Here is a 25,973-nt window from a genome sequence, read left to right on the forward strand (position 1 = left end):
TACCCGACGGACATCCTCCCCTCCGTGCTGCTCCTCGGCGTCGGCTTCGCCCTCGGCTTCCCGTCCATCAACGTCCAAGCCACGGCTGGCATCCACGACGATGAGCAGGGGCTCGCCGCCGGCCTCATCCAAACGAGCACCCAGGTCGGGGCCGCCCTCGTGCTCGCGGTCACGACGGCACTCGTCGGCTCGGGCACCCACACGGCGTCGTCCCCGACCGCCATGCTGGACGTGTTCCGGCCGGGCCTGGCCCTGAGCACGGCCGTGGCTGTGGCGGGACTCGCCATCGCGGCGGCACCACGGTGGTGGCGAATTCGCCGGGCGCGCGCCTAGAGCTCGCGCTCTGCGTACACGCGCAGGGCGTCGCGCACGAAGGTCGCAGCCTGAGCGCCGCCGTAGTTCGCGGCGAAGCGCTCGTCGGCGACATACATGTCAGCGAGACCGAGCACGTAGCCCTTTGCCGGCCCCTCGGGATAGCCGGGGGTTCCGGGAATGCCGCCCAGCCAGTCGACGTGGCGCGCAGCGAGGGTCTGCGCGGTGTCGCTCTCCGGCGAGGCGCCGCTCGCCGCGGCGGCACGCCAGTCCTCGATGAGCCGGGCAACGCGTCCCCTCCACTCCTTCTGGCCCTCGGCACCCAGTCCGCGCCACCAAGTGTCGCTGTCTTCGTAGGCCTCGCGGCCCCAGCGGGCCTCGACCTCGTCCTTGTACCGCGTGTGGTCGAACCCATCGAACATGTCCTGCGCCATGAGCTGGCCACCTCCTTCCAGTTGATGGATCGTCGACTCGACCGCGCGCGCCTGGCGCGCGAGCCGCTCCCTTTCCTCCCGCAGCCACGCGAGATGCGCACGGAGCGCGCTGGCCTGGTCCGTCTGGTTCCTGAGGACCTCCGCGACGGCCGGCAGTCCGAGGCCGAGCTCGCGGAGCAGGAGGATGCGCTGGAGCCGCACGAGCGCCTCCTCGTCGTAATACCGATAGCCGTTGCGCCCTCGCGACCTCTTGGATGCTCCAATCCATGCGTCCCTCCTTGCTCTTCGAGGGTAGGAGTTGACGCTGCGTCAAGGTCAAGGGGTTTCGCCGGGTTCCTCGCGCTGCCGGAGCTAGGCCGCGCCCGGCCCCGCTCCGGCGCGCCCGCTCAAGCGGTCGACGACGGCGAGCAGGTCGCCGATGGAGGTGCCGAACGTCTTCTCGGGCCAGGATCCGGCGAGGGACGAGTAGTGGTACAGCCCCTCGCCCATCAGCATGACCGCGGTCGCGACGGCGGGGTCCGGAACCTCGCGGCGGATGAGCTCGAGCCACGCGGCGTCGATCTCCTCGAGGGCGGCGAGCGCGCCCGCGTGCCCCGTCTGCGCGAGGCGGACTGCCGCGACGAAGAAGGCATCCATGTCGGTACCCGAGTTGACCGAGGTGCGGACGAAGTACCGGGCCGGCCCCTCGGGGTCGGCGGCCATGCGCTCCCTGTCGAGCTTCGCGGCTTCGCGCAGCGCCGTCAGGAGCGCGTCGGCGAGCGCGTCCTTGCTCTTGAAGTGGTACAGGAGGCCGCCCTTCGAGACTCCCGCGCGGGCAGCGACGGCATCCATCGTGGCCGCCCGCTCCCCCTCGGAGACGAGCAGGTCGCGGTACGCGGCGAGCAGGGCTTCGCGGGCCTTGGGCGGTCTGGGCATAAGGCCACTGTACGTGGCGTTGTAACTAAACCGTCCGGACGGTATAGTTAAACCATGTTCCAAGTCGCCACCCGCACCCACGCGCGCATCGCATCCGCCGGGAAGGCCCGGCGCTGGCTCGCGCTGGGAACGCTCATGTTCCCGGTGCTGCTCATCGCCGTCGACAACACGGTGCTCGCGTTCGCGCTCCCCTCGATCTCGCTCGCCCTGCAGCCGAACAGCACCCAGGCACTGTGGATCGTTGACGTCTACGCGCTCGTGCTCGCAGGGCTCCTCGTGCCGATGGGCAGCATTGGCGACCGCATCGGCCGGCGGCGCATCCTCCTGGTCGGCGCGACCGGCTTCGCGGCCGTCTCGGCCCTCGCAGCGCTCGCCACGAACTCAGCCCAGCTCATCGCCGCCCGGGCTCTCATCGGCGTGTTCGGCTCGATGATCATGCCGGCAACGCTGTCCCTCATCCGCAACCTCTTCGCGGACGCCGGAGAGAGACGCCTCGCGATCGCCATCTGGGCGGCGACCTACTCTGGCGGCGCCGCGCTCGGCCCGCTCGTAGGCGGCGCCCTCCTCGAGCACTTCGCGTGGGGCTCGGTGTTCCTCCTCGCCCTCCCGGCACTCATCCCGCTGCTCGTGCTCGCCCCGGTGCTCGTGCCGGAGTCACGCGACCCCTCGCCGTCGCCCGTCGACCCGCCGAGCATCCTGCTGATCGCGGCAGCGGCCACCGCGATCGTCTACGGCATCAAGGAGATCGCGCACGACGGCGGCGCCTCCGCCGGGCTCGTCCTCGCCGCTGGCCTAGCGGCGGGTTGGGCCTTCGTCCGCCGCCAGCTCCGGAGGCCGCAGCCCATGCTCGACGTCCGGCTCTTCCGGAACCCTGCGTTCAGCTCGGGGCTCGCCGCGAACCTCCTGAGCATCTTCTCGCTCGTCGGGTTCACGCTGTTCCTCTCGCAGCACCTCCAGCTCGTCGCGGGCGAATCGCCCCTGCACGCGGGGCTGCTCATGCTCCCCGGACTGGCCCTCACGATCGCCACCGGCCTGGCTGCAGTCCGGCTCGCCGCGAGGTTCTCGGCACCGTCGGTCATGGTCGGCGGCCTGCTGCTCAACGCGCTCGGCTATGGGCTCGTCCTCGCCTTCGGCCGCGACGGCTCGCTGCCCGCGCTCCTCGCCGGGTTCACCGTGGTGGGTGCGGGTGTGGGCCTCGCCGAAACGCTCTCGAACGACCTCATCATCGCGAGCGTCCCGGCGGCGAAGGCCGGCGCCGCGTCTGCGGTCTCCGAGACGGCGTACGAGCTTGGGGCCGTCCTCGGGACGGCGGTCCTCGGCAGCGTGCTCGGGGCGGCGTACCGCCTCAACGTCACCGTCCCGTCGGGACTCCCGGACGCTGCCGCCGCACGGGCTCGCGAGACGCTCGGCGGAGCCGTCGACGCCGCGCCGTCCCTGCCCGGCGGCCAGGCGTCCGAGCTGCTGGCATCCGCCTTCCACGCGTTCGACTCCGGGGTCGCGGCGACCGCGGCGATCGGTGCGGTGCTCATGCTGGTGGCGGCCGCCGTCGTCCGCCGCGCGCTGCGCCGGGCCTGAAGGCGAGGCGGCTCGGTGCTCAGCGGACCTTGTCCTTGAGGAACTGCACGGCGCGCGACCACGCGAGCTTCGCGGCCTCCGGACGGTAGTTGCCCTGAGGGTTGGAATCGTTCGCGAAGGCGTGGCCGGCGTCGTAGAAGAAGAACTCGACCTCCGCCCCGGACTCGCGGCGGATCTGCTCGGCCTGCTTGCGGGCCTCGGCGGCAGGGTAGCCGCGATCGTGCTCCCCATAGTGCCCCTGGATTGCCGCGCGGACGCCCGAGAAGTCGTTCGGGACGCCTTGGCCGACGCCGTAGAACGGCACCGCCGCGCTCACCCGCTCGCCCTGCTGGGCGGCGAGTTGGAGGACGAACCCTCCGCCCATGCAGAAGCCGATCGCCCCGACGGTCGAGCTCGTGACCTCCGGGAGCGAGAGCAGATAGTCCACAGCCCCGGCGAGCAGGCGGGCGCCCTCCTCCTCGGGAAGGTCGCGCATGATCCGGGCAGCCTCGGCGCCGTCGTGGGCAACCCGGCCGCCGTAGAGGTCGGGGGCGAGGGCCACGAACCCCTCGGCCGCGAGCCGGTCGGCGATGTCCCTGATGTGGTCCACCAGCCCCCACCACTCCTGGATGACGATCACGCCCGGGCCCGTGCCGGACTCCGGCCGGGCGAGGTAGCCGTGAGCCTCGCGGCCCGCGGAGGGGAACGTGACGTTCTGGAAAGGCCTCTGTTCGTTCATGCGACCACGCTAGCCGGATGCTGCCCGCAGGCGTACCCGCGGCGTAGCGTGGGTGTATGGACTGGGTGCTCTGGTTCAGCGCGCCGGACTACGAGCTGGCAAGGATCGTGCTCCAGCGGGGCGTGGCCGCCCTCTACTTCGTCGCGTTCCTCTCGAGCCTCAACCAGTTCCCGGTCCTCCTCGGTGAGCACGGCCTGCTCCCGGTGCCGGACTTCGTCGCGGCCTTCCACCGCCTCCGCCGCCCCACCCTGTTCCGCTGGGGCTACTCCGACCGCCTGCTGCGCTGGATGTGCGCCGTCGGGCTGGTGATCTCGGGGCTCGTCATCCTCGGAATCCCACAGCTTGGACCGCCGTGGGTCCCGCTGGTCGCCTTCCTCGTCCTCTGGGCCTTCTACATGTCGATCGTCAACGTCGGCCAGACCTTCTACGGCTTCGGCTGGGAGATGCTCCTGCTCGAGGCGGGCTTCACGGTCGCATTCCTCGGCTCCGACCAGAGCCCGCCGCCCACGGCCATACTCCTCGTGACCGCGTGGCTCACGTTCCGCCTCGAGTTCGGGGCCGGCATGATCAAGATCCGCGGAGGCCAGGAGTGGCGGGACCTCACGGCCCTCTACTACCACCACGAGACCCAGCCCATGCCCGGGCCGTTCAGCCGCCAGTTCCACCTGCTGCCCAAGCCGCTGCACAGGGTCGAGGTCGTGGGAAACCACTTCGCGCAGCTCGTCGTCCCGTTCTTCCTGTTCGCGCCGCAACCCCTCGCCACGATCGCGGTCGCGATCGTGGTCGTGACCCAGCTGTGGCTCATCGTCTCGGGCAACTTCGCGTGGCTCAATTGGTCGGCGATCGTGCTGGCCTTCGCCGCTGTGAGCGACCGCGTCGTGCACGCCGTCTTCCCGTTCATGCCCCTGCGGTACTCGTCGGCGTCGTGGGCCGCGGCGACATCCCAGGCCGACGGCGTCTGGTCGGGGGGCCTCTTCGCGGGCGGTCTGGGCGAGCCGACCGGCTACCCGGGCGACGTCTTCTCCTGGCTGTGGGCCGTCGTCGTGCTCGCCGCGGGCGTCTTCCTCGCCGTACTCGGGTACTGGCCAGCGAAGAACCTCTTCTCGCGCCGCCAGCTCATGAACGCCGCCTTCAACCGCTGGATGCTCGGCAACACGTACGGGGCCTTCGGGAGCGTGACGAAGCGGCGCGTCGAAATCGTGGTCGAGGGAACGCTGGACGACGTCCCCTCCGACGACGCCGAATGGCGCGAGTACCGCTTCAAGGGCAAGCCGGGGGAGGCCAGCCGCCTGCCGCGCCAGTGGGCGCCCTACCACCTGCGCCTCGACTGGCTCATGTGGTTCCTCCCGCTGCGCACAGTCCACGAAGAATGGTTCTACGCGTTCCTGTTCAAGCTCCTCGAGGCCGATCCCGCGACGCTCCGCCTCCTCCGGGCCGACCCGTTCGACGGCGCGAGGCCCCGATGGATCAGGGTCCGCAACGCGCTCTACCAGTTCTCGAGCCGCGAGCAGTTCCGGCAGACCCATGACCGTTGGAACATCACGCCGATCCGGGTGCTCATCCGGCCGATCGAACTGCGGGACGTAGCGCAGTAGGGAACAAAAGAACCCCCGGCCTCAAGACCGGGGGTTCCAGCTGTGCGCGAGGCGGGATTTGAACCCGCACGCCCTTTCGGACACTGGCACCTGAAGCCAGCGCGTCTGCCGTTCCGCCACTCGCGCTCACGATCCGCAGGCAACCCCAAGGGGCCCACTCCCGCGAAAGCAGCGAGCTCAAGCATAGCCGAGCCCCCGACGGATGCGAAATCGGCGGGGAGCCGCGGCGCCACCGCCGAGGCGGCGAATCGGGAGTTTCCAGAACAGCCCAGTACTATCGGAGAAGCATCGAACGCACGCGCAGCGAAGAGGCACGTACGCCACCGTCACTTCGCCGCGCGCTCCGACTGACGGCAAGCCGAGAGAGGAGGACGGCCATGGGACTGCTCGATCGCCTCGAGCTCGGCATTGAGAAGGCCGTGCACGGCGTCTTCTCGCGAGGCAACACCCAGATCCAGCCGGTCGAGATTGCGAGCCGACTGCGGCGCGTGATGGACAACCAGGCCATCGCGATCTCGCAGGGCCGAACGCTCGCCCCGAACGTCTTCGAGGCCCGGCTCGGCGACAACGACTTCGACCGCGTCCAGCAGTGGGGCCAGCCCCTCGCCGAGGAGCTGTGCGACGTCGCCGTCCAGCACGCCCGCTCGCAGGGCTACACGCTGCAGGGCCCTGTCCGCTTCTCGTTCAAGCACGACGCCGACCTCAAGCCCGGCGCGTTCGAGGTCACGGCACGCTCGGAGAAGAGCGCTGCTCCCTCGCCCGCTCCTGGTCCCCGTCGGCCAGTTCCGCCGGCGCCGCCGCGCGTACCCTCCGCACCGAATCGCTTCCCGGCCGGTGCGTTCCCCGGCGGTGCGACCATGCAGCAGCCGCTCCATCTCCACCCCGTCCTCGAGATCGACGGCCAGCGGTATTCGCTCAACGCCGACTCGGTCGTTCTGGGCCGTTCCTCGGAGGCCGACGTCGTCGTCGACGACACCGGCGTCTCGCGCCGGCACCTCGAGATCCGTCGCAGCCAAGGCCACGTCTACGCCGTCGACCTCGGCTCGACCAACGGAAGCTACGTCAACGGAGAGCGGGTGAACGGCTCGGTCGAGCTCCTTGACGGGGCGACCATCTCGATGGGCCGCACGCGCATCGTCTTCCGGATGCTGCCGGCCCCCCTGGGAGGATCCGCGTGAACGAACTGACGCTCACCGTCCTCCGTCTCGGCTTCCTCGTGCTCATGTGGGTGCTGGTGTTCAGCATCGTCGGCGCGATGCGGCGGGACCTCATGGTCGGGCGGCGTCACAAGACCGGCGCGCCGAGCGCGCGCGAGGTCCGCAAGAACCCTGCCCTCGCCGAACCGCCGCCGCCCCGGCAGCAGGCGCACGAACTCGTCGTCGTCGAAGGTCCGCTCGCCGGTGCGAGCATGGCCCTCGGGGAGAGCCCCATCCTGCTGGGCCGCGCGCAGGAAGCCACGCTCGTGCTCGAGGACGACTACGCCTCGGGCCGCCACGCGCGCCTCTTCCCGCAGGGAAGCCGCTGGTTCATCGAGGACCTCGGCTCGACGAACGGCACGTATCTCGCTGACCGTCAGCTGACCCGCGCCCAGCCCGTCGAGCTCAACGTCCCGATCCGCATCGGGAAGACCGTGATCGAGCTGAGGCCCTGATCTTGCCGGACACCCAGCTGATCCTGCGGTACGCGGCCCGTTCCGACGTCGGCAGGCTGCGCGCCAAGAACGACGACTCCGCCTATGCGGGCCGTCATCTTGCCGTCGTCGCAGACGGGATGGGCGGCCACGCGGGTGGCGACGTGGCCAGTGCGTCCACTGTCCTCGATCTGGTCCACCTCGACCACGGCGGGTACGGGGACAGCGGCGAGGCCGGCACCGTGCTGGCCGATGAGATCCAGACCGCGAACTCCCTCCTCTCCGAGCTCGTCGCGACGAATCCGAAGCTCGCGGGCATGGGCACGACGGTCACCGCAATCCTCCTCAACGGGTCCAAGCTCGCTTTCGCGCACATCGGCGACTCTCGCGCCTACCGTCTGCGCGGCAACAAGTTCGAGCAGATGAGCGTGGACCACACGTTCGTCCAGCGGCTCATCAACGAGGGCCGTCTCCGGCCCGAGGAGGCAGAGACCCACCCGCACAAGAACGTCCTCATGCGCGTCCTCGGCGATGTCGACGCGAGCCCCGAACTGGATCTCACCTCGTTCGACGTCGAAGAGGGCGAGCGCTGGCTCTTGTGTTCGGACGGCCTCAACTACGTTCCGCACGCGATCGTCGAGCGGACGGTCAGCGAGATCGAAGACCCCGGCGAGTGCGCGGACAAGCTCATCACGCTGACCCTGGCCGCGGGCGCGCCGGACAACGTGACCGTGATCGTGGCGGACATTGTCGCCGCCGAGGCAAGCGACGACCAGAAGCCCGTCTCCGCTCCGGCGGCCGCCGCGACGGTCACTGCGTCCGCGGCCGCCCGGACTCCGGTCACGTCCGCAGCCCGCGCGGAGACCCCCACGGGCAAGGCCGCCGCGGCTGCGGCAGCGCACGACGACGGCGGCGCACCCGAGAGCCCCGCTCCCGCTCCCGGGGGCGCGGCAAGCGAGCCCGCCGGCGGCGAGGGCGGCGAACTCAGCGACGACGAGACCGGCGTCCGCCACGAAGTACCGACGGATCCGAACCTGGGAGCCCACCTCTCCGCGGAAGTCCTCCGGCGCGAGCTCGACAGCCGCCCCCACGAGCTCGTCGGCGCGGCCGCCGCCGCGGCCGAGAGCGGATCGCTTCCCTCGGTCGCGAGCAGGACAGCCGCACGTCGCGCCGCCGCGCTCCTCACCCACCGCGCCGACCCCGAGGTCGAGGTCGAAGAACCGGACACCGAGTCGGACTCGGTGCGCCGTCGGCTCCGCCGCTGGGTCAGGCTCATCGTCGCGGCGATCGTGGCAGTCGCGATCGTGCTCGGCCTGTGGCTCGGGTACGCGTGGACCCAGACGCGCTACTACGTCGGGGCCTACAACAACCACGTCGCGATCTTCAACGGGGTCTCCCAGACGCTGGGGCCCATCTCGCTGTCCAAGGTTCACGCCGTGACCGACATTCCGATGAGTTCCCTCCCCAACTTCCAGCAGCAGCGCCTGCAGGCAGGCGTCCCGGCCAACAGCCTCTCCGAGGCCGAGGACATCGTGGCCAACATCCGGAGCAATCCGGACAGCTGCCTGAGCTCGCCGTCGTCGTCGGCCTCGCCGACTCACACGGCCTCGCCCGTACCCTCGGCGTCTGCGACGGCGATACCGGCGTCGCCCCACCCGTCGCCGTCGCCCACGGGCGCGAGCGCGCACCCGTCGAGCAGCCCATCGCCCACCAATCCCTGTTTGGGAGGCCAATAATGAGCGCTGTCGACGCCGCCGTGCGCCCGCGGCGCAACATCGAGCTCGTCCTGCTGATCCTCGCCCTCATCGTCGGCTGCGGCGCGAACGCCATGACCGCGCTGAATGAGGGCACCGCGCTGGGAAGCAACTTCTGGCTCGAGAGCGTGACGATCACGGTTGCATCGCTCGCGCTGCATATCTCGCTGCGGTTCCGAGCAAAATATGCCGATCCGCTCATCCTTCCCCTCGTCGTGGCCCTCAACGGGCTGGGCCTCGCGATGATCCACCGGCTCGACACCCCCCAGACCGACTACGGCAACGCACAGGCCCGCTGGACGGTGATCGGCATGGCCCTCGCGGCCATCGTCATCTGGTTCCTCAAGGACCACCGGACCCTGCGCCGTTTCACCTACATCTCGCTCATCCTGAGCGCCGTCCTGCTCGTGCTCCCGCTGGTGCCGGGCATCACGGCAGGCGACATCAACGGCGCGCAGGTGTGGATCCGCCTCGGCTCGGCCTCGTTCCAGCCGGGCGAGGTCGCGAAGATCACGATCGGCATCTTCTTCGCGGGCTATCTCTCGACCAACCGCGACCTCATCCTGCTCGCGGGGCGCCGGATCGGCAGACTCCAGCTCCCGCGCTTCCGCGATCTGGGACCCATGGTGGTCGCCTGGCTCGCGAGCATCGGGATCCTGATCTTCCAGCATGACCTCGGCATGTCGATCCTCTTCTTCGGGATCTTCATCTCGATGATCTACGTCGCCACGAGCCGCGCGAGCTGGGCCCTCCTCGGCATCATCCTCATGTTCGCGGGCTCGGTGGCCGCGGGCTACATCTTCCCCCACATCGCCCTCCGCGTGGACGGCTGGCTCAATGCCTTCGACCCCAACGTGTTCGGGCGCCAGTACGGCGGCAGCTATCAGATTGTCCAGGGCCTGTTCGGAATGGCCAACGGCGGCCTCATCGGCACGGGGCTGGGCCAAGGCCGCCCCGACCTCGTGCCCTTCGCCAACTCGGACATGATCATCGCCGCGTTCGGCGAAGAGCTTGGACTCGTCGGCCTGTTCGCGATCGTCATGATGTACGCGCTGCTCGTGACGCGCGGCATGCGGGCCGCGATCGGCGCGCGGGACGCGTTCGGCAAGCTCCTCGCGTGCGGGCTCTCGGCCGGGATCGGGCTCCAGTGCTTCGTCGTGATCGGCGGCGTGACGCGGCTCATCCCGCTCACGGGCCTCACCACGCCGTTCCTTGCGGCCGGTGGCTCCTCGCTGCTCGCGAACTGGATCATCGTGGCCCTTCTCCTCGTCATCTCGAACGCTGCGCGGCGCCCGGTCGACACCACACCCCTCATGCCGGACGACGCGTCCGGCAACACCTCGAGGTCGCCGGGACTGCGGAGCGGCGTGCCCGAAACGACCATGACCCAGGCGGTGAAGCAGCAGTGAACCAGGCCATCCGGAACGCATGGATCGCCATGGCGGTCATGTTCGCGCTCATCCTGGGCTCCATCAGCTACGTCCAGGTGGTCGACGCCGACGCGCTCGACTCGAACCAGTGGAACAACCGCGCCATCCTGCAGACCTTCTGCCAGGACCGCGGGGCCATCCTCGTGGCGGGCCAGCCGATCGTGCAGTCAGTCCCCACCGGTTCGGAGACGTGCAAGTACCAGCGGCAGTACCTTCAGGGGCCCCTGTACGCGGGGCTCACGGGCTACTACTCGAACATCTTCGGCTCGACCGGCCTCGAGAAGAGCATGAACTCTACGCTCACCGGCACCTCGGACCAGCTCCTCCTCGACCGGGTCAAGCAACTGTTCCTCGGGCAGCAGCCTCAGGGCGCCTCCGTCGAACTCACGATCGACCCCGCTATCCAGCAGCTCGCCTACAGCCTCATACCGGATGGGATGCGCGGATCGATCGTCGTCACGAATCCGAAGACCGGTGCCATCATCGCCATGGTCTCGAAGCCGAGCTACGACCCGAACCAGATCGCGACCCAGGATCAGGCGGCGGCCCAGGCCGCGATGACGAAGCTCCAGGGGATCCCCGGGATCAACCTCAACCAGAGCGTGAGCGGACCGACCGGCAATCTGCTCGCCCCGGGCTCAGTCTTCAAGCTCGTCGACACGGCCGCCGCCCTCGCCTCGGGGAAGTACAACAAGGACAGCGTTCTGCCGAACCCGGCCCAGATGCAGCTCCCAGGCAGCACCGCGATGCTGCCGAACTACGCGGGCGGAAACTGCTACACGCAGTCGCAGGCAAGCTTCGACTTCGCGCTCGAGCAGTCCTGCAACACGCCGTTCGCGTCCATCGCCCTCGACTTGGGGCAGGACGCCATCGGCAAGCAGGCCTCGGCCTTCGGCTTCGGCCAGGACGCGGGCGACCTCCTGCACCTCGACTACCAGGGCGGCGTCTGGCCGACGAACCTCGACCAGGCCCAGCTGGCCCAGTCCGCGATCGGCCAGTTCGACACGAAGGCCTCTCCCCTGCAGATCGCGCTCATGACCGACGCGATCGCGAACGGCGGCGTCGAGATGAAGCCCTCCCTCGTCAAGACGGTCCGAGGGCCCGACCTTCGCATCGTGGACGAGCCGAAGCCCGAAGTGCTGCGCACCTCGACCACCCCGGCGATCGCGGGCCAGATCACCCAGTGGATGACCGAAGTGGTCTCCAACGGCATCGCGAAGGCCGCGGCCGTCCCCGGCATCAGCGTTGCCGGGAAGACCGGAACGGCCGAACTCGGGACAAGCGGCCTCAACAACTCCTGGTTCACCGGCTTCGCCCCTGCGGACAATCCGCAGGTGCAGGTGACCATCGTGATGGAAGGCGTCGATGTCCTGACGGGCGCCAAACTGACCAGTCCGAACGCGAGCAAGATCTTTGAGGCGGTGTTGAAGAAGTGAGACCCACGTCGGGCATCACCTTGGGCGGCAGGTACCACCTGGAGAGCCGTATCGCCATCGGCGGCATGGGCGAAGTGTGGAACGCCCGCGACGAGGTGCTGGGGCGCAACGTCGCCATCAAGATCCTCAAGGAAGAGTACGCGGGCGATCCGGGCTTCCTCGAGCGCTTCCGCAATGAGGCACGCCATACCGCGCTGCTCAACCACAACGGCATCGCGAACGTGTTCGACTATGGCGAGGACAGCGGCTCCGCCTACCTCGTCATGGAGCTCGTCCCCGGCGAGCCGCTCAGTTCGATCCTCGAGCGGGAGAAGGTCCTCTCCCCGGACCGCACGCTCAACATCATGGCGCAGACCGCCCGCGCCCTGGCGGTCGCGCACGCGCGCGGGCTCGTGCACCGCGACGTCAAGCCCGGCAACCTGCTCATCACGCCCGACAACCGCGTCAAGGTCACGGACTTCGGCATCGCGCGGCTGGCCGACCAGGTTCCGCTCACGCAGACCGGACAGGTCATGGGGACCGCCCAGTACCTCGCGCCCGAGCAGGCCACCGGCCAGCAGGCGACCGGATCGAGCGACATCTACTCGCTCGGCGTGATCGGCTACGAGTGCCTCACCGGCCACCGCCCCTTCTCCGGAGAGAGCCAGATCGCCATCGCGCTCGCGCAGGTCAACGACGCTCCGCCGCCGCTGCCAGAGCAGGTTCCCGCGCCCGTCCGGGCCCTGCTCATGTCGATGCTGTCGAAGGACCCGCGGAACCGGCCGGCCAACGCCATCAAGCTCGCCGAGGCCGCCGAGGCGCTCCGGCGCGGGGACATCCGTGCCGCCCAGGCCGCCGTCCCCGGCATGCTCCTCCACGACGACTCCACCGAGGCGATGACCCAACCGGTGCGCCAGGCGACCGCGCCGACCGCCGTCGTCGGCGGTGCCGCCCTCGCTGGCGGCCTCGGCGCCGCCGCAGCCGGTGCCCAAGCGGCACACGCGGCCTCGCCGGCAACCGCGGCCCTGCCCATCGCGGGCGGCGACGAGGGCGTGATGGCCGTGGAGGGCGACCACGCGGCCGGTGGCGGCTCGCCGCTGTATGCCCCCCTCGACGAGGAGGAGGTTGCCCCCGCGCCCGTGCAGAAGCGCCGTCGTCGGGCGCTCACGTGGCCTCTCGTCGCTCTCGTGCTGCTGCTGCTGTTCGTGCTGCTGGGCATCCTGCTCAGCAATCTGGGGCTGTTCTCGTCGCCTGCCAAGAGCACGACGTCGAGCGCTCCCCCGAGTGCGACGCAGAGCCCCACCCCGACGGAGACGCCCACTCCGACGCCGACGGCCACGCCCACGCCCACGATCTCGACGATCACCGTCTCGGCGGCTGACTATGTGGGGCAGAACTACACGACGGTCCAGAGCGAGCTCGAGAACCAGGGCTTCGTGGTCCAGCTCAACCCCGTGCAGCAGTCACAGGGCGTGATGGGCGAAGTCCTCAGGCTGAGCCCGACAGGTGCGCTCCCGGTCGGTTCGACGATCACGGTGACGTATGCGGTGGTTCCGGCGCCCACGCCGACGCACGCGCCGACCCCGACGCAGACCGCGACACCCTCAACGGCGCCGACCTCCACGCCTTCTGCCACCAAGTAGGGCCACACTGGTCTAATAGGCCCTTCTGCCGGGGAAATAGAGGTCATGACGCAGCCAATCCATACACCGCTGGAACGAGAGGACGAGCCGATGCCTCAGCCCGTCGTCCTCTCGGGCCGCTACGTGCTGGGCAAGCTGCTCGGCCGCGGAGGGATGGCTGACGTCTTCGAGGCGCAGGACACCCGGCTCGGACGGACGGTCGCCGTCAAGATGCTGCGCGCGGACATGGCCCGCGACCGCCAGCTGCGCGTTCGCTTCGAGCGCGAGGCGCAGGCCGTCGCTGCGCTCAACCACCCGAACATCGTCGCTGTCTACGACACGGGCGAACGCTCGGCCGACCCGCTCAATCCGGGCTCGGTCGAGGTCCCGTTCATGGTCATGGAGCTCGTGATCGGACCGACGCTCCGCGAGCTGGTCCGATCGGGGCCGATCGACCAGGAGAAGGCGCTCGAATACGTCCAAGGCGTGCTCTCCGCGCTCGAGTACAGCCACCGCGCCGGGATCGTCCACCGGGACATCAAGCCCGCGAACGTCATGGTCACCGAGGAGTCGGGCAGCGTCAAGGTCATGGACTTCGGGATCGCGCGGGCGATCGCCGAATCGGGCGCGACGATGACCCAGACCCAAGCAGTTGTCGGAACGGCGCAGTACCTTTCTCCCGAGCAGGCCCAGGGCCAGAGCGTCGATGCCCGGAGCGACCTGTACTCGACCGGATGCCTCCTGTACGAGCTCCTCACGGGGCGCCCGCCCTTCACGGGCGAGTCGCCGGTGTCGGTGGCGTACCAGCACGTCCAGGTCGAGGCGCCCAAGGCCCAGGAGTTCAACCCCGAGATCACGGACGCCGTGCAGAGCGTCCTGGACAGGGCGCTCCAGAAGGACCCTGACCGACGCTTCCAGGATGCGGGGGCCTTCCGACGCGCACTCCGCGCAGCGAGCGCGGGCCGCATCCTGCCGAGCCTCGCCTCCGCGGACGACGACGAGCGGACCGAAGCGATGGCGGTCGCCGCCGCCGCCGCGAGTGTCGGCGCATACGCGGCTCCCCTCGAGGCGCCGGAGCCGGCCTCCCCGCATCTCGGGGACACAGGCGAGTTCCCGGCCGTGGAACCCGCGGCCGACGACGGGTTCCTCCCGTTCGAGGACGAGGCGGACGGGCCGGAGCGCCGCCGCCGGGGCCACGGCGGATGGATCGCGTTCCTCGTGGTCCTCGTACTCCTCATCCTCGGCGGTGGCGGCTACTGGCTGTACAGCTACCTGAACCAGCCGCCGGCCATCGTGTACGTGAGCGTTCCGAACGTCGCCAACATGCAGGACACGGACGCGTTCGCACGGCTCACGCAGCTCGGTCTCAACCCGGAGTTCTCGCAGAAGCCGAGCGCCGACGTGGCCAAGGGCCTCGCGATCGACACGATTCCCGCGGCGGGCTCACAGCTCGCGAAGAACACGAAGATCGTCATCGAGATCTCGACCGGCCCCTCGACAGCCGTCATCCCGCAGGCGATCGTCGGCAACACGGAGGCGGGGGCGCGGGACATGCTGCGTTCCATCGGCCTCGTCCCCGCGGACCAGTCGAAGACCGCGAACAGCGCGACCGTGCCCTATGGCCGCGTCATCAGCGCGGACCCGGCCGCGGGCCAGACCGTGGCGATCGGATCGCAGGTCGTGCTGACGGTCTCCACCGGCAAGGTTGCGGTGCCTGATCTCCGCGGGCGGACGGCCGACGAGGCCAAGACGGCCTTGGCCGACCTCAAGCTCGGCGCCCAGATCACCCAAGTCGAATCGGCCACCGCAACCCCTGGGACGGTGACGGCCCAGAGCGTCCCGCCGGACGGCACGATCGATCAGGGCGGCACCGTCATCCTGACGGTCGCGGTCGCGCCGCCGCCCCCTCCCAGCCCGTCCCCGTCTCCCACCCCGACCCCCACCCCGACGCCGACCAGCAATGGGAACGGCAACGGGAACGGCAACGGCAACGGCAACGGCGACGCCCTCGGGCTCGGCGGGTGATTCGGCCGAGCGTCGGCGCGGCAGCCTGGGGACCTGAACGGGGCCGCTCCGGGCTCAACGGCCCTGCCAGGCCAGCCAATCGCGATAGTCGGTGATGTCCTCGGACTGAGCAGCGGCCACGGCGTCGCACGCGAAGCCCACACACTCGCTGCCGTCGACGAGCCGCATCCGGCCCAGCAGCATGGGTCGCGGCAGCTCGGCGAGGAACTCCCCGAGCGCCGCGGGCGAGAGCAGCCACCGTTCGCCGACGAGCTCCGCGCCGCGGTCGCTCCGGATGAGCCCCGGCTTCTGCGGCCGCGTCTCGAGGGCAAGCATGCGGTACTCGGGTGCCGTGCGCACCTCGCCGTCCCACGCGGCGGCGAGCTCCTCGAGCTCGTGCACGAGCGCCTGTCCGCGGCGGTGGGCGCCGACGACGACGAGCGGGACGGCTCGGGCCCCGGCCGCGACGGGCCACGGCTGGGGGTGCGGGGCCGCGGGCGCTGCGGCGCGCGGGAGGAGCGCAGGCGGCTCGGCGGGCTGTTCGATGCGCCGTGCAACATCGGCCGCGACGGCGTCCTCGAACGCACCCGCCACGACCGTGACGCCGAACTGCGAGACCTCGCCGTCCGCCTCGCAGACGGCGCCGGCCGGGACCGCCACCGCCGAGAGGTCGAAGAGATTGCAGAAGTTGGTGTACGTGCCCATGAGGGAGTTCACGCCGACGGGGTCGGCCTCGACCTCGGCAAGGGTCGGATGCCGGGGGGCCGTCGGGATGACGAGGGCGTCGAACCCCTCGAGCCGCGCGAGCGCCTCGGTGCGGAGCGCCTCGAGCCGGACCCTGTCCGCCACGTAGGCGTGGGCACTGTGCGTGCGTGCCGACCGGACGATCGCGGTCACCGTGGGATCGGCGCCATGAGGCCACGGCTCCTCAGGCTGCGCATCGAGATAGGCCCCGACCGCCGCGTAGCGCTCGGCGACCAGGGAGCTCTCGTAGAGCATCCGCGCCGCGTCGAGGAAGGCCTCGAAGGGGATCGGCTCCGTGCGCGCGCCCTGGTCCTCCAGCGCGTGGATGACGCGCTCGAACGCGGTCCGCCACTCCCCCGAAAGGCCCGGCAGAGAATCGGGGTAGGCAACGCGAGGCTGCGACGGCGCGGCGAGCTTGGTGTTCGCGGGCCACGCCCTCGCGCCGCCGGCCATGATCCCGGCGGCTAGCTCCGCCGTCGAGAGGTCGCGTGCGAAGACCGTGATCGCGTCCCACGAGGGACACGCCGGCAGGAGCCCGTCCGTGGGCACGACGCCGAGCGTCGGCTTGATCCCGACGATTCCCTGGAGCCCGGCGGGGACCCTGCCCGAGCCCGCGGTATCCGTGCCGATGGCGAGGTCCGCGAGCCCGAGCGCGACGGCGACCGCCGAGCCCGAGCTCGAGCCCCCCGAGATCCGGTCCGGCCGGCGCGCGTCCCGCACCGCGCCGAAGGGGCTCCGCGTCCCGACGAGACCCGTTGCGAATTGGTCGAGGTTGGTCGCCCCGAGCACGAGCGCGCCGGCCGCGCGCAGGCGGGCGACGGCGGTCGCGTCCCGGGTGGGAACCTCGCCGAAGCCGGGGCACGCCGCCGTCGTCCGAATCCCGGCGACATCGACGTTGTTCTTGACCGCTAGCAGGAGCCCGGCCAGCGGAAGGCGCTCCCCCGCCGTCGTCCGCGCATCGACGTCGCGGGCTTCGGCGACCAACTCGGCCTCCGGCCGCAGAGTGATCCACACCTCGGGGCGGTCGGCTGCGTCGATCGCGGCGTAAGCGGCGCGAACGCGGGCCTCTGCCGTCCCACTCATGCCACGGCCTCTTCGTCCAGTTCCTCGAGTCCGAGCGTCGGCGCGGGCGGCGCGAGGATCACAAGGGCGTCCCCGGCCGTGACCTGCTGGCCCGCGGAGAGAAGATGCTCGACGACGCCGTCGCACGGGGCGACGATGACGGTCTCCATCTTCATGGCCTCGAGCGCCAGGAGGGGCTCTCCCTCGGCAACGGACTGCCCCGGTTCCACGTCGACTTTCCAGACGTTCGCCGTGAACGGCGCCTCGACGAGGGCGCCGTCCACGGGAACCACGATGTCGCCGACCGGTTCCGCGACCGAGACGGCCTCGGCGCGGTCGAACTCGCCGGCCTCGGCCCACGCCTGCCGCTCACCAGAGAAGGCAGCCGCCTGACGCGCTCGGAACGCCTCGATGGATTCCCGATTCGCCTCGAGGAACGCCTCATGCTCGGCGAGCGAGAAGGTCCCGTCCTCGATCTCGACGTGGCCCCGCCCAGCTGCCATGTCGGCCCTGAGCTCGAGGAGTTCCTCGGGCGAGACCGGGTACCACGAGATGCGGTCGAAGAAGCGCAGCAGCCACGGGGAGCCCGGCTCGAAGGGGGCGGCGTCGGCGTAGCGCGACCAGACTTGGGTCGTCCGGCCTACGAATTGATAGCCGCCCGGGCCTTCCATGCCGTAGATGCACAGATAGGCACCGCCGATGCCCACCGCATTCTCCGGCGTCCACGTGCGAGCCGGGTTGTACTTCGTGGTGACCAGCCGGTGCCGGGGGTCGAGGGGTGTGGCCACGGGGGCGCCGAGGTATACGTCGCCGAGGCCGAGCACGAGGTACTCGGCGTCGAAGACCGTGCGGTAGACGTCGTCGACCGAGTCGAGGCCGTTGACCCGGCGGATGAACTCGATGTTCCACGGACACCACGGCGCATCGTCGCGGACCCCGGTCATGTACCGCTCGATCGCCTCGCGCGTGGCCGGGTCGTCCCACGAGAGCGGAAGCCGGACCGTGCGGCTTGGCACCACGAGCTCCGAGGTCGCGGGGAGATCCGCCTCGGCCTCCTGCGCGAGGCGAAGGAGCTTCCCTGACGGCAGGACGTCGGGGTCCACCTTGATCTGCAGCGAGCGGATGCCCGGGGTGAGGTCGACGACGCCGGGCACCCCGAGCGAGGCGATGTGCTCGTGGAGCGCATGGACGCGGGCGCGAAGCCCGAGATCGAGGACCATGTCGCCGTATTCGACGAGGATGTTGTCGTCGCCCGAGCGGCGGTAGGTCACCGCGGGCGCACCCTCCGCCTCGGGTCGCCGCGCCAGCACGCCGTCGTCCGCATCCCCGCCGCGGCTCACGACGACGGGCGAGGCCGCCCGCCGCATGGCGCCGAGTTCGCGGGGCGACGGCGCGTCGTCGCCCCGGACGGGCACGAAGCGCACGGTGTCACCGGGTGCGAGCTGGCCGAGCTTCCACCGGTCCGCGGCCACGACAGTCACGGGACACACGAAGCCGCCCAGGCTCGGGCCGTCGGGGCCGAGCAGGATCGGGGTGTCCCCGGTGAAGTCGAGGGCCCCGACCGAGTAGGGCGTGTCGTGGATGTTCGAGGGGTGCAGCCCCGCCTCGCCGCCGTCGCTCCGCGTCCATCGCGGCTTCGGCCCGATGAGCCGGACGCCCGTGCGGGCCGAGTTGAAGTGCACCTCGTAGGCAGACGAGTACAGCTCGTCGATGTCCTCCCGCGTGAAGAACTCGGGAGCCCCGTGGGGCCCCTCGGTGACCGCGAGCTGCCATTCCGAGGTGAGGACCGGACGCACCTCGGCCGGAACCTCAGCGCGCGAGGTTCCGGCTGCCACCGCCGTGCGGAGGACGTCGCCGGGCCGGAGCCCCCGCCCGCCGTGGCCGCCGAACTGGCCGAGCGCGAACGTCGCCGCGCTCCCGAGGTACAGCGGCACGTCGAGGCCGCCCGCGAACAGCACGTAGCCGCGCAGCCCGGGGCCCGCGGCGGTGCCGACGTCGAGGAGCGACCCCGCTGGCACCGTGACGGGCTCCCACTGCCGCGCGGGCTCGCCGTCGACCGTCACCTTCACCGGCGCGCCCGTGACGCACACCGTCGTCTCGTGCGAGAACCGCAGAGCGGGGCCGGTGACCGTGAATTCGAGCCCCGGCGCCCCCTCCGGGTTCCCGAGGGCCTCGTTGCCGAGCCGGAACGAGAGATCGTCCATCGGGCCGCTCGGCGGAACGCCGACCTTCCAGAGCCCCGTTCGGCCGGGCCAGTCCTGGACAGTGGTCTGCATCCCGGGACGCTCCACGCTGACGCGCGGCTCCGGGTCGCCCGCGCCGTCGAGCGTCGACGTCGAGTGTGCGGCGAGCCGGACGGCGTCGAGCCCCGCCACCGTCCGCAGGAGGCCGAGGTTCGTCTCGATCCCATCGAGGCGGGTCTCGGCCAGAGCTCCCGCGAGCCGGTCGAGGGCGGCCTCGCGGGTCGCCGCGACCGTGATGACCTTCGCAAGGAGCGGGTCGTAGTGGGTGGACACCTCCGTGCCGCGCTCCGCCCACGCATCGACGCGCACGCCGTCGCCCTCCGGATAGACGACCTGGGTGAGGGTTCCCGCGCTCGGCTGGAAGTTCTTCGCCGGGTCCTCGGCGTACACGCGGGCCTCGACTGCAGCACCGGTGACCGGAACGGCGTCGGGGACCCCGTCGAGCACGTCGGCCTCGCCGTCGCCGGCCAGGGCGAGGCGAAGCATCCATTCGACGAGGTCGACGCCGGTGACCGCCTCCGTGACGGGGTGTTCGACCTGAAGCCTCGCGTTGACCTCGAGGAACGATGCCTCCTCGCGGACTGGATCGTAGACGAACTCGACGGTGCCGGCCGAGCGGTAGGCGACCGAGGAGCACAGGGCCCGGGCCGAGCGGTGCAGCTCCGCGCGGACCGCGTCCGGGAGGGCGGGTGCCGGCGCCTCTTCGAGCACCTTCTGATGGCGGCGCTGGAGCGAGCAGTCGCGGTCGCCCAGGCTCACCACCCGGCCCCGCCCATCGCCGAAGACCTGCACCTCGACGTGGCGAGCGCGCTCCACGTACCGCTCGGCGAAGACCCCCTCCGTGCCGAAGCTCGACGCGGCGAGGCGGGCCACCCGATCGTAGGATTCGGCGAGTTCGGCCTCGGAGCGGCAGACCGTCATGCCGATCCCACCGCCGCCACCGGTGGCCTTGAGCATGAGCGGGAAGCCGATCTCACGGGACGCCGCGAGGGCGGCCGTCGCGTCGGCCAGGAGGCCCGAGCCCGCCATCATGGGCACTCCGGCCGAGCGCGCGGCCTCCCGTGCCGTGTGCTTGGTGCCGAACGCGCGGAGCTGCTCCGGGGTGGGGCCCACGAACACGAGCCCAGCGGCCTCGACCGCCTCAGCGAAGGCGGCGTCCTCCGAGAGGAAGCCGTAGCCGGGGTGGATCGCACCCGCGCCCGTGAGCGCGGCGGCGGCCAGGATGGCCTCGGCCTTCAGGTACGACTCCTTCGCGGGCGCCGGCCCGAGGAGCACTGCCTCGTCGGCCAGCCGGACGTGCGCCGCCCCGCGGTCCGCCTCCGAGAAGACGGCGACCGTGCGGAGGCCGAGCTTGCGCGCGGAGCGGATCACGCGGCAGGCGATCTCGCCGCGATTGGCGACGAGCAGGGTGTCGAAGCTCATCGGGTGGCCTCCTCGTGGACCTCGGCAGGCCGGGAGACGACCATGCGCACCGGCGTGGGGTTGAAGCCGTTGCAGGGGTTGTTGATCTGGGGACAGTTGGAGACGAGCACCAGCGTGTCCACCTCGGCCCGGAGCGCGACGCGCTTGCCCGGCGAGGAGAGCCCGTCGACGATCCCGAGGGCGCCGTCCGGGTCCACCGGGACGTTCATGAACCAGTTGATGTTGGAGACGAGGTCCCGCTTCCCCAGACCCCAGCGCGAACCTTCGCTCAGGAAGTTCTCGACACACGCGTGCTGCTCGCGGGTGTGCTGCCCGTAGCGCAGCGTGTTGGACTCCTGCGAGCACGCGCCGCCGATCGTGTCGTGCACGCCGACCTCGTCGGCGACGACGGTCATGAGGGGCTCGCCCGTGTCCGCGCGCAGGAGAGAGCCCGTGGTGAGGACGATGGACCGCTGGCGGGCGATCGTCTCCGCGGCCGAGTAGCGCACTGAGTGGTCCGCCGCCGCGTAGAGCAGGCAGTCCACGGCCTGGTTGCCCTCCAGATCTACGATCGTGAGGACATCGCCCGCTGCCACGACCGCAGACCACGGCCCGCGGGCCTCCACGAACTCGTCGAGGATGACCTCGCCGGGGACGAGCGCTGCCTCGATGGGCGTGGGGATGGTGGTGGCCAGAGGGGCGTTCATGCGTGGCTCCTTGCGGCGAGATCGTGCTCCGTGTTGTTCAGTGCCTGGCGGTGTTCGGGGCCGAGGTCGACGAGCGAGCCGGCCGCGAGCGCCCCGAGATCTTCGGGCGCGCGCCACGCGAGGAGGTCGACGGCGGTTCCGCTGAACTCGGCGCGCGGATCGAGGGGGTGGGCCGTGTTGGCCAGGACGAGGACGGCGTCCATCTGGAGGAGGAGCTCGACGGCGGCTCCCGCGCCCGCGCTCCCCAGGAACGCGATCGAGCCGTCCACACCCACCCGGATGCCCTTGAAGAACGAGAGCGACGGCGGCACGTCACGCCGTTCGAGGCCCTGCTTGAGCGCCCCGAGCACGAGGAGCTCGCGGCCAGCCGGCGACGCCGAGTGGGCACCGCCGGCCCCGTACTTCTCGGCGTTGCCCGCGAGCGTCGTCGTGCCCGTCAGAGCGTCGTGGCGCCCCGAGGTGTCGGCGACCACCGTCGCCATGAGCCGCCCGGCGTCGGAAAGCAGCGGGTGTCCGAGGCCGGGGTACGCCTGCCAGGGGACCTTGACCGTGTCCGCGACGTTGAGCCGCTCGTGCAGCGCCCCCGCCCTGTAGAGCACGGCGTGCACGCACGCGTCACCCGCGGTGTCGGTCAGGCGGACGCGCGTCCCGCGGGCGAGGGGCATGGCCGTGTACTGCCCGAACGCCAGCGACTCGGCCCACGTCACACGATCCACGCCCACGCCGGCCGGCAGCTGGTCCAGGAGATGACGGGGCGCGGACTGCACGGGGACGAAGCGCATCGTCTCCGCCGTCCGGCCGTGCTGGGCCCGTGCGTGGGCGCGGGCTCCCGCGGTGGTTGCCGTCGTCGTCGTTCGCTCTTCCTGCAGGAGGGGCGTGTTCGAGGTGGGGGTCATGGCTCCCTTTCAGGTGTGGGTGGCGTTGCTACTGGGCTCAGGCGGTGCGGGCGCTCAGGCGGCGGCGCACGAGGTAGCCCAGGAGCCCGACCGCCGCGAGGACGAGCGGCGCGGAGAACAGGAGGATCGGGCTGTCGCCGGCCGGATCGTAGACCTCAGGCCGAGGCCACGCGAGGTTGACGAGCATGGCCGCTCCGTAGGCGACCGCGAGGACGTTCACGGCGATCCCCCACTTGCCGAGCGAGAAGAATCCGGGTTCGGCCTCGCGGGTCCAGCGGCCGCGAACCCGCTGGACGAGGAGCGGGACCGTGATGAGCAGATAGGCGAGGTAGATCATGACGATGCAGACGCTCGAGAGGGTCGTGAACAGTGCCGCGTTGCCGATGTTGATCGCGAGGACGGCGACGGCGAGCGCGCCGATGATGAGGGAGGGCAGGATTGGGGTGCCGCGCCGCGCGTGGACCGCGGAGAGGTGCCTCGCCGCTGGGAGCTGACCGTCCCGGGCCATCGAGAAGACGAGGCGCGAGCCCGCCGTCTGGATCGCGAGCGTGCAGACCGAGATCGCGATGGCCACGTCGGCGAGGAGGACCTTGCCCCAGAACGTGCCGAGAACCGCGGTCAGCACGTAGGGAAGGCCGTCGGTCGCGAGATGGCCGTCGTCGAGGCTCGGGGCGGCCATGAGCGCGGCGACGATCATGAGGGCCCCGCCCACCCCGCTCACGAGGAGGGCCGAGATGATGGTGCGGGGGGTCGTGCGGCGCGGGTCCTTCGTCTCCTCGGAGAGCTCGCCGGCCGAGTCGAAGCCCACCATGACGTACGCGGCCATGAGGCCCGAGACGAGGAACGCGCCCACTACCCCGAGACTCGATCCGTGCAGCGCCGACGTGTCGTCGACGACCATCGCGCCCCGGCGCGAGGCGCTGAAGAGGGCAAGGACCACGCACGCGACGCCGACGATCTCGCACGTCACGCCGATCGAGTTGACGTGGGACATGATCTTGACGCCCAGGATGTTGATGACGGTCGTGACGACGAGGAGCCCGGCGCCGAGGACGACGGCGTTGGACGCGCCTGTCGTGGTGTCCAGCGCGGGGTCGCCGCCGACGATCTGGAAGCCGCCCCACAGCTGGGGCAGGACGACCTGCAGGGCGATCGCGGCGGCGGCCGCCGTGATGACCTGGGCGAGCGCCATGTACCACCCGGCGAACCAGCCGACGGTGCGGCCGCCCAGGCGTCGCGCCCACTGGTAGGCCGCCCCCGAGATCGGGTAGCGGGAGGCGAGCTCGGCGAAGTTGAGGGCGACGAGGAGCTGCCCGAGCAGCACGATCGGCCAGGTCCAGAAGAAGGCCGGCCCGGCGAACGAGTAGCCGAAGGCGAAGAGCTGGAAGATCGTGGTGAGGATCGAGACGAATGAGAAGCCCGCCGCGAAGGACGCATAGCGGCCGAGCTTGCGCTGGAGGGTCGGCCGGTAGCCGAGCGAGGCGAGGTCGGCGTCGTCGGACGACGGCGCGGTCTGCGGGAGTTCGGTGACAGTCATGAGCGCTCCGAGGGGTAGGAGGGTCACGCCGGCGGGGAGGAATACCGGTCAAGTGACAGTTTTTCGGGCGCTGATGAGGGATTCGCTTCGGGGAGGTAAGAAGTGCGAGGCGGTTGTGCGTCGAGCGTGTTTCCGGCGGCTCACCGGCGCTGGCGCCCCTCGGACGGATGTGAGAATCGGAGCATGAGCGAGTCACGGCCCGGGCGCCCCCGCGCGCAGAGGAAGGTCCGGCCGGGTGCGTCGGGCAGGGAAGAGATCCTCGACGCCGCGGCTGAGCTCTTCACGACCCTCGGCTACGCGCAGACCTCCACGCGAGCGATCGCCGAGGCCGTGGGCATGCGCCAGTCGTCGCTGTACCACCACTTCCCCACGAAGGACGACATCCTCGAGGCCCTCTTGGCCGACACCGTCTCGGGCAGCCTGAGCTTCGCCCGGCACCTCGCGCAGGGCCTTCCGGCAGACGACGACGGCGGCCCCGGGCCAGAGCGGGCGGCCCGCCTCTATGCCCTCTCCCTCTACGACGGGACGCAGCTCTGCTCCGCTCGATGGAACCTCGGGGTCCTCTATCACCTTCCCGAAGCTCGGAGCGCCCGCTTCGCCGCCTTCCTCGGGCTGCGCCGCGAGCTGCGGGAGATCTACGAACGGCTCTCGCCGCGGCGGGAGTGGCCGGGGAGCGGCGACCTGGTGTTCCGTCTCGTCGAATCGCTCATCAGCCTGCGCGCCGACGGGCTCGCCCGGGAGGATTCCGCCCGGGAGACCGCCGACGCGGGGCTGCGGCTGCTGGGGTTCGGACCGGAAGCCGAGCGGATCAGGACGCTGGCCGCTGAGCTGCCGGAGCCAGCGTGAGCGTCGCGGGCCCGGCCGCGGGCCCCTGTCCGACGCCCCGGATGAGCACGCCGTCGAGCTCCTGGTAGAACGCCTCGCGGGCGAACCGGAGCGACGAGCGGAGACCGCACGACGGCAGGAGGACGCAGTCGCCCTTCGGTGAACGGCAGTCGGGAACGTCCTCACGATCGTCGAGGGCCCGGAGAACGGCGCCGACCGTGGCGCGACGGCCCTCATCCGTGAGGCGCACCCCGCCGCGGCGCCCGCGCTGGGACTCGATGAGGCCGAGCCGACGCAGACCGGTGATGGCCTTGCTGACGTGGTTGTACGGGGTTGCCACGCCTTCGGCGATGGCTTGGGTGGTCATCTGGCCCTCTGCGTCCGGGGAATTGAGCAGCATCAGGACCCGCAGAACGAGATCATCGAACGCCCGGATGCGCATAGCCGGGAGCTTACTAACACCTGTTATGGAAATCCACGCCGCTTCGCTGCGTGGGGCCGCGCCTCAGTGCGCGGCGTCCTCAGCGTGGATGAGCGGGCTCAGCGTTGCCGCCTTCTCGGCGGCGCCCGCGAGCCCCAGCGACTCGAGCCAGTTGCCGAGCATCTGGTATCCGCCCTCCGTGAGCACGCTCTCAGGGTGGAACTGCACGCCGCACAGGGGCGCCGACTTGTGCTGGAGGCCCATGATGACCCCCGAGTGAGTGTGCGCCGTGACCTCGAGGACGTCCGGGATCGTGTCCGCGACGGCCGCGAGCGAGTGATACCGCGTGGCGGTGAACGGTGACTTGAGGCCCGCGAAGACGCCCTTGCCCTCGTGTTCCACGAGCGAGGTCTTTCCGTGCATGAGCTCGGGCGCATGTGTGACCTTGCCGCCGTACGCTTCGGCGAGCGCCTGATGGCCGAGGCAGACGCCGAGCATGGGCTTCGAGTTCTCGCCGCACCACCTGATGAGCTCGATGCACACGCCCGCCTCCGCGGGGTTGCCGGGCCCGGGCGAGATGAGGACGCCGTCGCGCGCCGCAGCGAGCTCGATCGCCTCGGCGAGGGAGACGTCGTCGTTCCGCACGACCGTCGTCTCGGCCCCGAGCTGCTGGAGGTAGCCCACGAGCGTGTAGACGAACGAGTCGTAGTTGTCGATGACGAGGATGCGGGTG

Annotated in this window: 20 protein-coding genes, 1 tRNA gene and 1 pseudogene; 11 read left to right on the top strand and 11 right to left on the bottom strand. The window is 70.7% G+C overall.

Going from position 1 to position 25,973, the window contains the following annotated elements:
* Positions 1-333, top strand: a pseudogene (locus tag V7053_RS10225) (MFS transporter); the annotation flags it as partial.
* Here the strand turns inward: V7053_RS10225 and V7053_RS10230 are convergent.
* Complete coding sequence (locus tag V7053_RS10230; protein ID WP_334172198.1) at positions 330-1,010, bottom strand: MerR family transcriptional regulator; 681 nt, start codon at positions 1,008-1,010, stop codon at positions 330-332. The pseudogene V7053_RS10225 and the gene V7053_RS10230 overlap by 4 nt on opposite strands.
* Positions 1,011-1,097: 87 nt before the next feature.
* Positions 1,098-1,661, bottom strand: coding sequence for a TetR/AcrR family transcriptional regulator (locus tag V7053_RS10235; RefSeq protein WP_334172179.1), 564 nt, complete (start codon positions 1,659-1,661; stop codon positions 1,098-1,100).
* Between the two features lie 54 nt (positions 1,662-1,715).
* On the opposite strand from V7053_RS10235, the gene V7053_RS10240 reads away from it, so the two are divergent.
* Positions 1,716-3,236 (top strand): MFS transporter, encoded by a 1,521-nt coding sequence (locus tag V7053_RS10240; protein WP_334172180.1) that lies wholly within the window; start codon positions 1,716-1,718, stop codon positions 3,234-3,236.
* A gap of 19 nt (positions 3,237-3,255) precedes the next feature.
* Here V7053_RS10240 and V7053_RS10245 read toward each other — a convergent pair whose 3' ends face one another.
* Positions 3,256-3,954: a dienelactone hydrolase family protein gene (locus tag V7053_RS10245; RefSeq protein WP_334172181.1), complete on the bottom strand. Its 699-nt coding sequence runs from the start codon at positions 3,952-3,954 to the stop codon at positions 3,256-3,258.
* 56 nt (positions 3,955-4,010) lie between these two features.
* Between V7053_RS10245 and V7053_RS10250 the strand changes: the two genes are divergently transcribed.
* Positions 4,011-5,549: a lipase maturation factor family protein gene (locus V7053_RS10250; RefSeq protein WP_334172182.1), complete on the top strand. Its 1,539-nt coding sequence runs from the start codon at positions 4,011-4,013 to the stop codon at positions 5,547-5,549.
* 43 nt (positions 5,550-5,592) lie between these two features.
* On the opposite strand, the gene V7053_RS10255 is transcribed toward V7053_RS10250, so the two are convergent.
* Positions 5,593-5,675, bottom strand: a tRNA-Leu gene (locus tag V7053_RS10255).
* Positions 5,676-5,926: 251 nt separating this feature from the next.
* Here V7053_RS10255 and V7053_RS10260 point away from each other — a divergent pair.
* The 7 genes from V7053_RS10260 (at position 5,927) to pknB (ending at position 15,425) form a co-directional block, all read left to right on the top strand.
* Positions 5,927-6,727 carry a DUF3662 and FHA domain-containing protein gene (locus V7053_RS10260; protein WP_334172183.1) on the top strand — a complete coding sequence of 267 codons (801 nt, stop codon included), beginning with the start codon at positions 5,927-5,929 and terminating at the stop codon, positions 6,725-6,727.
* Positions 6,724-7,200, top strand: coding sequence for an FHA domain-containing protein FhaB/FipA (locus V7053_RS10265; protein WP_334172184.1), 477 nt, complete (start codon positions 6,724-6,726; stop codon positions 7,198-7,200). Before V7053_RS10260 ends, V7053_RS10265 begins: the two co-directional genes overlap by 4 nt.
* A gap of 2 nt (positions 7,201-7,202) precedes the next feature.
* A complete protein-coding gene (locus V7053_RS10270) occupies positions 7,203-8,915 on the top strand; it encodes a PP2C family protein-serine/threonine phosphatase (RefSeq protein ID WP_334172185.1) in 1,713 nt (570 codons plus the stop codon).
* The gene (locus tag V7053_RS10275; protein ID WP_334172186.1) at positions 8,915-10,342 is read left to right on the top strand and encodes an FtsW/RodA/SpoVE family cell cycle protein; all 1,428 of its coding nucleotides are present in this window, start codon (positions 8,915-8,917) and stop codon (positions 10,340-10,342) included. The genes V7053_RS10270 and V7053_RS10275 overlap by 1 nt, the downstream gene beginning before the upstream one ends.
* Positions 10,339-11,799 (top strand): peptidoglycan D,D-transpeptidase FtsI family protein, encoded by a 1,461-nt coding sequence (locus V7053_RS10280; RefSeq protein WP_334172187.1) that lies wholly within the window; start codon positions 10,339-10,341, stop codon positions 11,797-11,799. The genes V7053_RS10275 and V7053_RS10280 overlap by 4 nt, the downstream gene beginning before the upstream one ends.
* Complete coding sequence (locus V7053_RS10285; protein WP_334172188.1) at positions 11,796-13,421, top strand: serine/threonine-protein kinase; 1,626 nt, start codon at positions 11,796-11,798, stop codon at positions 13,419-13,421. Before V7053_RS10280 ends, V7053_RS10285 begins: the two co-directional genes overlap by 4 nt.
* A 90-nt stretch (positions 13,422-13,511) precedes the next feature.
* Complete coding sequence (gene pknB / locus V7053_RS10290; protein ID WP_334172189.1) at positions 13,512-15,425, top strand: Stk1 family PASTA domain-containing Ser/Thr kinase; 1,914 nt, start codon at positions 13,512-13,514, stop codon at positions 15,423-15,425.
* A gap of 54 nt (positions 15,426-15,479) precedes the next feature.
* Here pknB and atzF read toward each other — a convergent pair whose 3' ends face one another.
* Genes atzF through V7053_RS10315 form a run of 5 tightly spaced genes read right to left on the bottom strand, consistent with a single transcriptional unit; the run spans position 15,480 to position 23,994 of the window.
* On the bottom strand, positions 15,480-17,231 hold the full coding sequence (gene atzF / locus V7053_RS10295; protein WP_334172190.1) for an allophanate hydrolase: 1,752 nt from the start codon (positions 17,229-17,231) through the stop codon (positions 15,480-15,482).
* Positions 17,228-20,875, bottom strand: a complete 3,648-nt coding sequence (gene uca / locus V7053_RS10300; protein ID WP_334172191.1) for an urea carboxylase — start codon at positions 20,873-20,875, stop codon at positions 17,228-17,230. The genes atzF and uca overlap by 4 nt, the downstream gene beginning before the upstream one ends.
* Entirely contained in the window at positions 20,872-21,561 is a 690-nt protein-coding gene (locus tag V7053_RS10305) for an urea amidolyase associated protein UAAP2 (protein ID WP_334172192.1), read from the bottom strand. Before V7053_RS10305 ends, uca begins: the two co-directional genes overlap by 4 nt.
* Positions 21,558-22,457 carry an urea amidolyase associated protein UAAP1 gene (locus V7053_RS10310; RefSeq protein WP_334172193.1) on the bottom strand — a complete coding sequence of 300 codons (900 nt, stop codon included), beginning with the start codon at positions 22,455-22,457 and terminating at the stop codon, positions 21,558-21,560. Before V7053_RS10310 ends, V7053_RS10305 begins: the two co-directional genes overlap by 4 nt.
* Positions 22,458-22,494: 37 nt before the next feature.
* On the bottom strand, positions 22,495-23,994 hold the full coding sequence (locus V7053_RS10315; protein ID WP_334172194.1) for an amino acid permease: 1,500 nt from the start codon (positions 23,992-23,994) through the stop codon (positions 22,495-22,497).
* Between the two features lie 183 nt (positions 23,995-24,177).
* Here V7053_RS10315 and V7053_RS10320 point away from each other — a divergent pair, with 183 nt between their 5' ends.
* Positions 24,178-24,840, top strand: coding sequence for a TetR/AcrR family transcriptional regulator (locus tag V7053_RS10320; RefSeq protein ID WP_334172195.1), 663 nt, complete (start codon positions 24,178-24,180; stop codon positions 24,838-24,840).
* Here the strand turns inward: V7053_RS10320 and V7053_RS10325 are convergent.
* Positions 24,803-25,261: an Rrf2 family transcriptional regulator gene (locus V7053_RS10325; RefSeq protein WP_334172196.1), complete on the bottom strand. Its 459-nt coding sequence runs from the start codon at positions 25,259-25,261 to the stop codon at positions 24,803-24,805. The genes V7053_RS10320 and V7053_RS10325 overlap by 38 nt on opposite strands.
* A gap of 63 nt (positions 25,262-25,324) precedes the next feature.
* On the bottom strand, positions 25,325-25,973 hold a 649-nt coding region (locus V7053_RS10330; protein WP_334172197.1), incomplete at its 5' end, for an aminodeoxychorismate/anthranilate synthase component II.

The sequence above is a fragment of the Sinomonas sp. genome (genome assembly GCF_036848755.1).
In the GTDB taxonomy this organism is placed as follows: domain Bacteria; phylum Actinomycetota; class Actinomycetes; order Actinomycetales; family Micrococcaceae; genus Sinomonas.

What these genes read in the sequence shown, in the direction of transcription:
- uca (WP_334172191.1), bottom strand. Translation starts at nt 20,875, where the DNA reads ATGAGCTTCGACACCCTGCTCGTCGCCAATCGCGGCGAGATCGCCTGC.
- V7053_RS10325 (WP_334172196.1), bottom strand. Translation starts at nt 25,261, where the DNA reads ATGCGCATCCGGGCGTTCGATGATCTCGTTCTGCGGGTCCTGATGCTG.
- V7053_RS10260 (WP_334172183.1), top strand. Translation starts at nt 5,927, where the DNA reads ATGGGACTGCTCGATCGCCTCGAGCTCGGCATTGAGAAGGCCGTGCAC.
- pknB (WP_334172189.1), top strand. Translation starts at nt 13,512, where the DNA reads ATGCCTCAGCCCGTCGTCCTCTCGGGCCGCTACGTGCTGGGCAAGCTG.
- V7053_RS10235 (WP_334172179.1), bottom strand. Translation starts at nt 1,661, where the DNA reads ATGCCCAGACCGCCCAAGGCCCGCGAAGCCCTGCTCGCCGCGTACCGC.
- V7053_RS10275 (WP_334172186.1), top strand. Translation starts at nt 8,915, where the DNA reads ATGAGCGCTGTCGACGCCGCCGTGCGCCCGCGGCGCAACATCGAGCTC.
- V7053_RS10250 (WP_334172182.1), top strand. Translation starts at nt 4,011, where the DNA reads ATGGACTGGGTGCTCTGGTTCAGCGCGCCGGACTACGAGCTGGCAAGG.
- V7053_RS10245 (WP_334172181.1), bottom strand. Translation starts at nt 3,954, where the DNA reads ATGAACGAACAGAGGCCTTTCCAGAACGTCACGTTCCCCTCCGCGGGC.
- V7053_RS10320 (WP_334172195.1), top strand. Translation starts at nt 24,178, where the DNA reads ATGAGCGAGTCACGGCCCGGGCGCCCCCGCGCGCAGAGGAAGGTCCGG.
- V7053_RS10315 (WP_334172194.1), bottom strand. Translation starts at nt 23,994, where the DNA reads ATGACTGTCACCGAACTCCCGCAGACCGCGCCGTCGTCCGACGACGCC.
- V7053_RS10310 (WP_334172193.1), bottom strand. Translation starts at nt 22,457, where the DNA reads ATGACCCCCACCTCGAACACGCCCCTCCTGCAGGAAGAGCGAACGACG.
- V7053_RS10240 (WP_334172180.1), top strand. Translation starts at nt 1,716, where the DNA reads ATGTTCCAAGTCGCCACCCGCACCCACGCGCGCATCGCATCCGCCGGG.
- V7053_RS10305 (WP_334172192.1), bottom strand. Translation starts at nt 21,561, where the DNA reads ATGAACGCCCCTCTGGCCACCACCATCCCCACGCCCATCGAGGCAGCG.
- atzF (WP_334172190.1), bottom strand. Translation starts at nt 17,231, where the DNA reads ATGAGTGGGACGGCAGAGGCCCGCGTTCGCGCCGCTTACGCCGCGATC.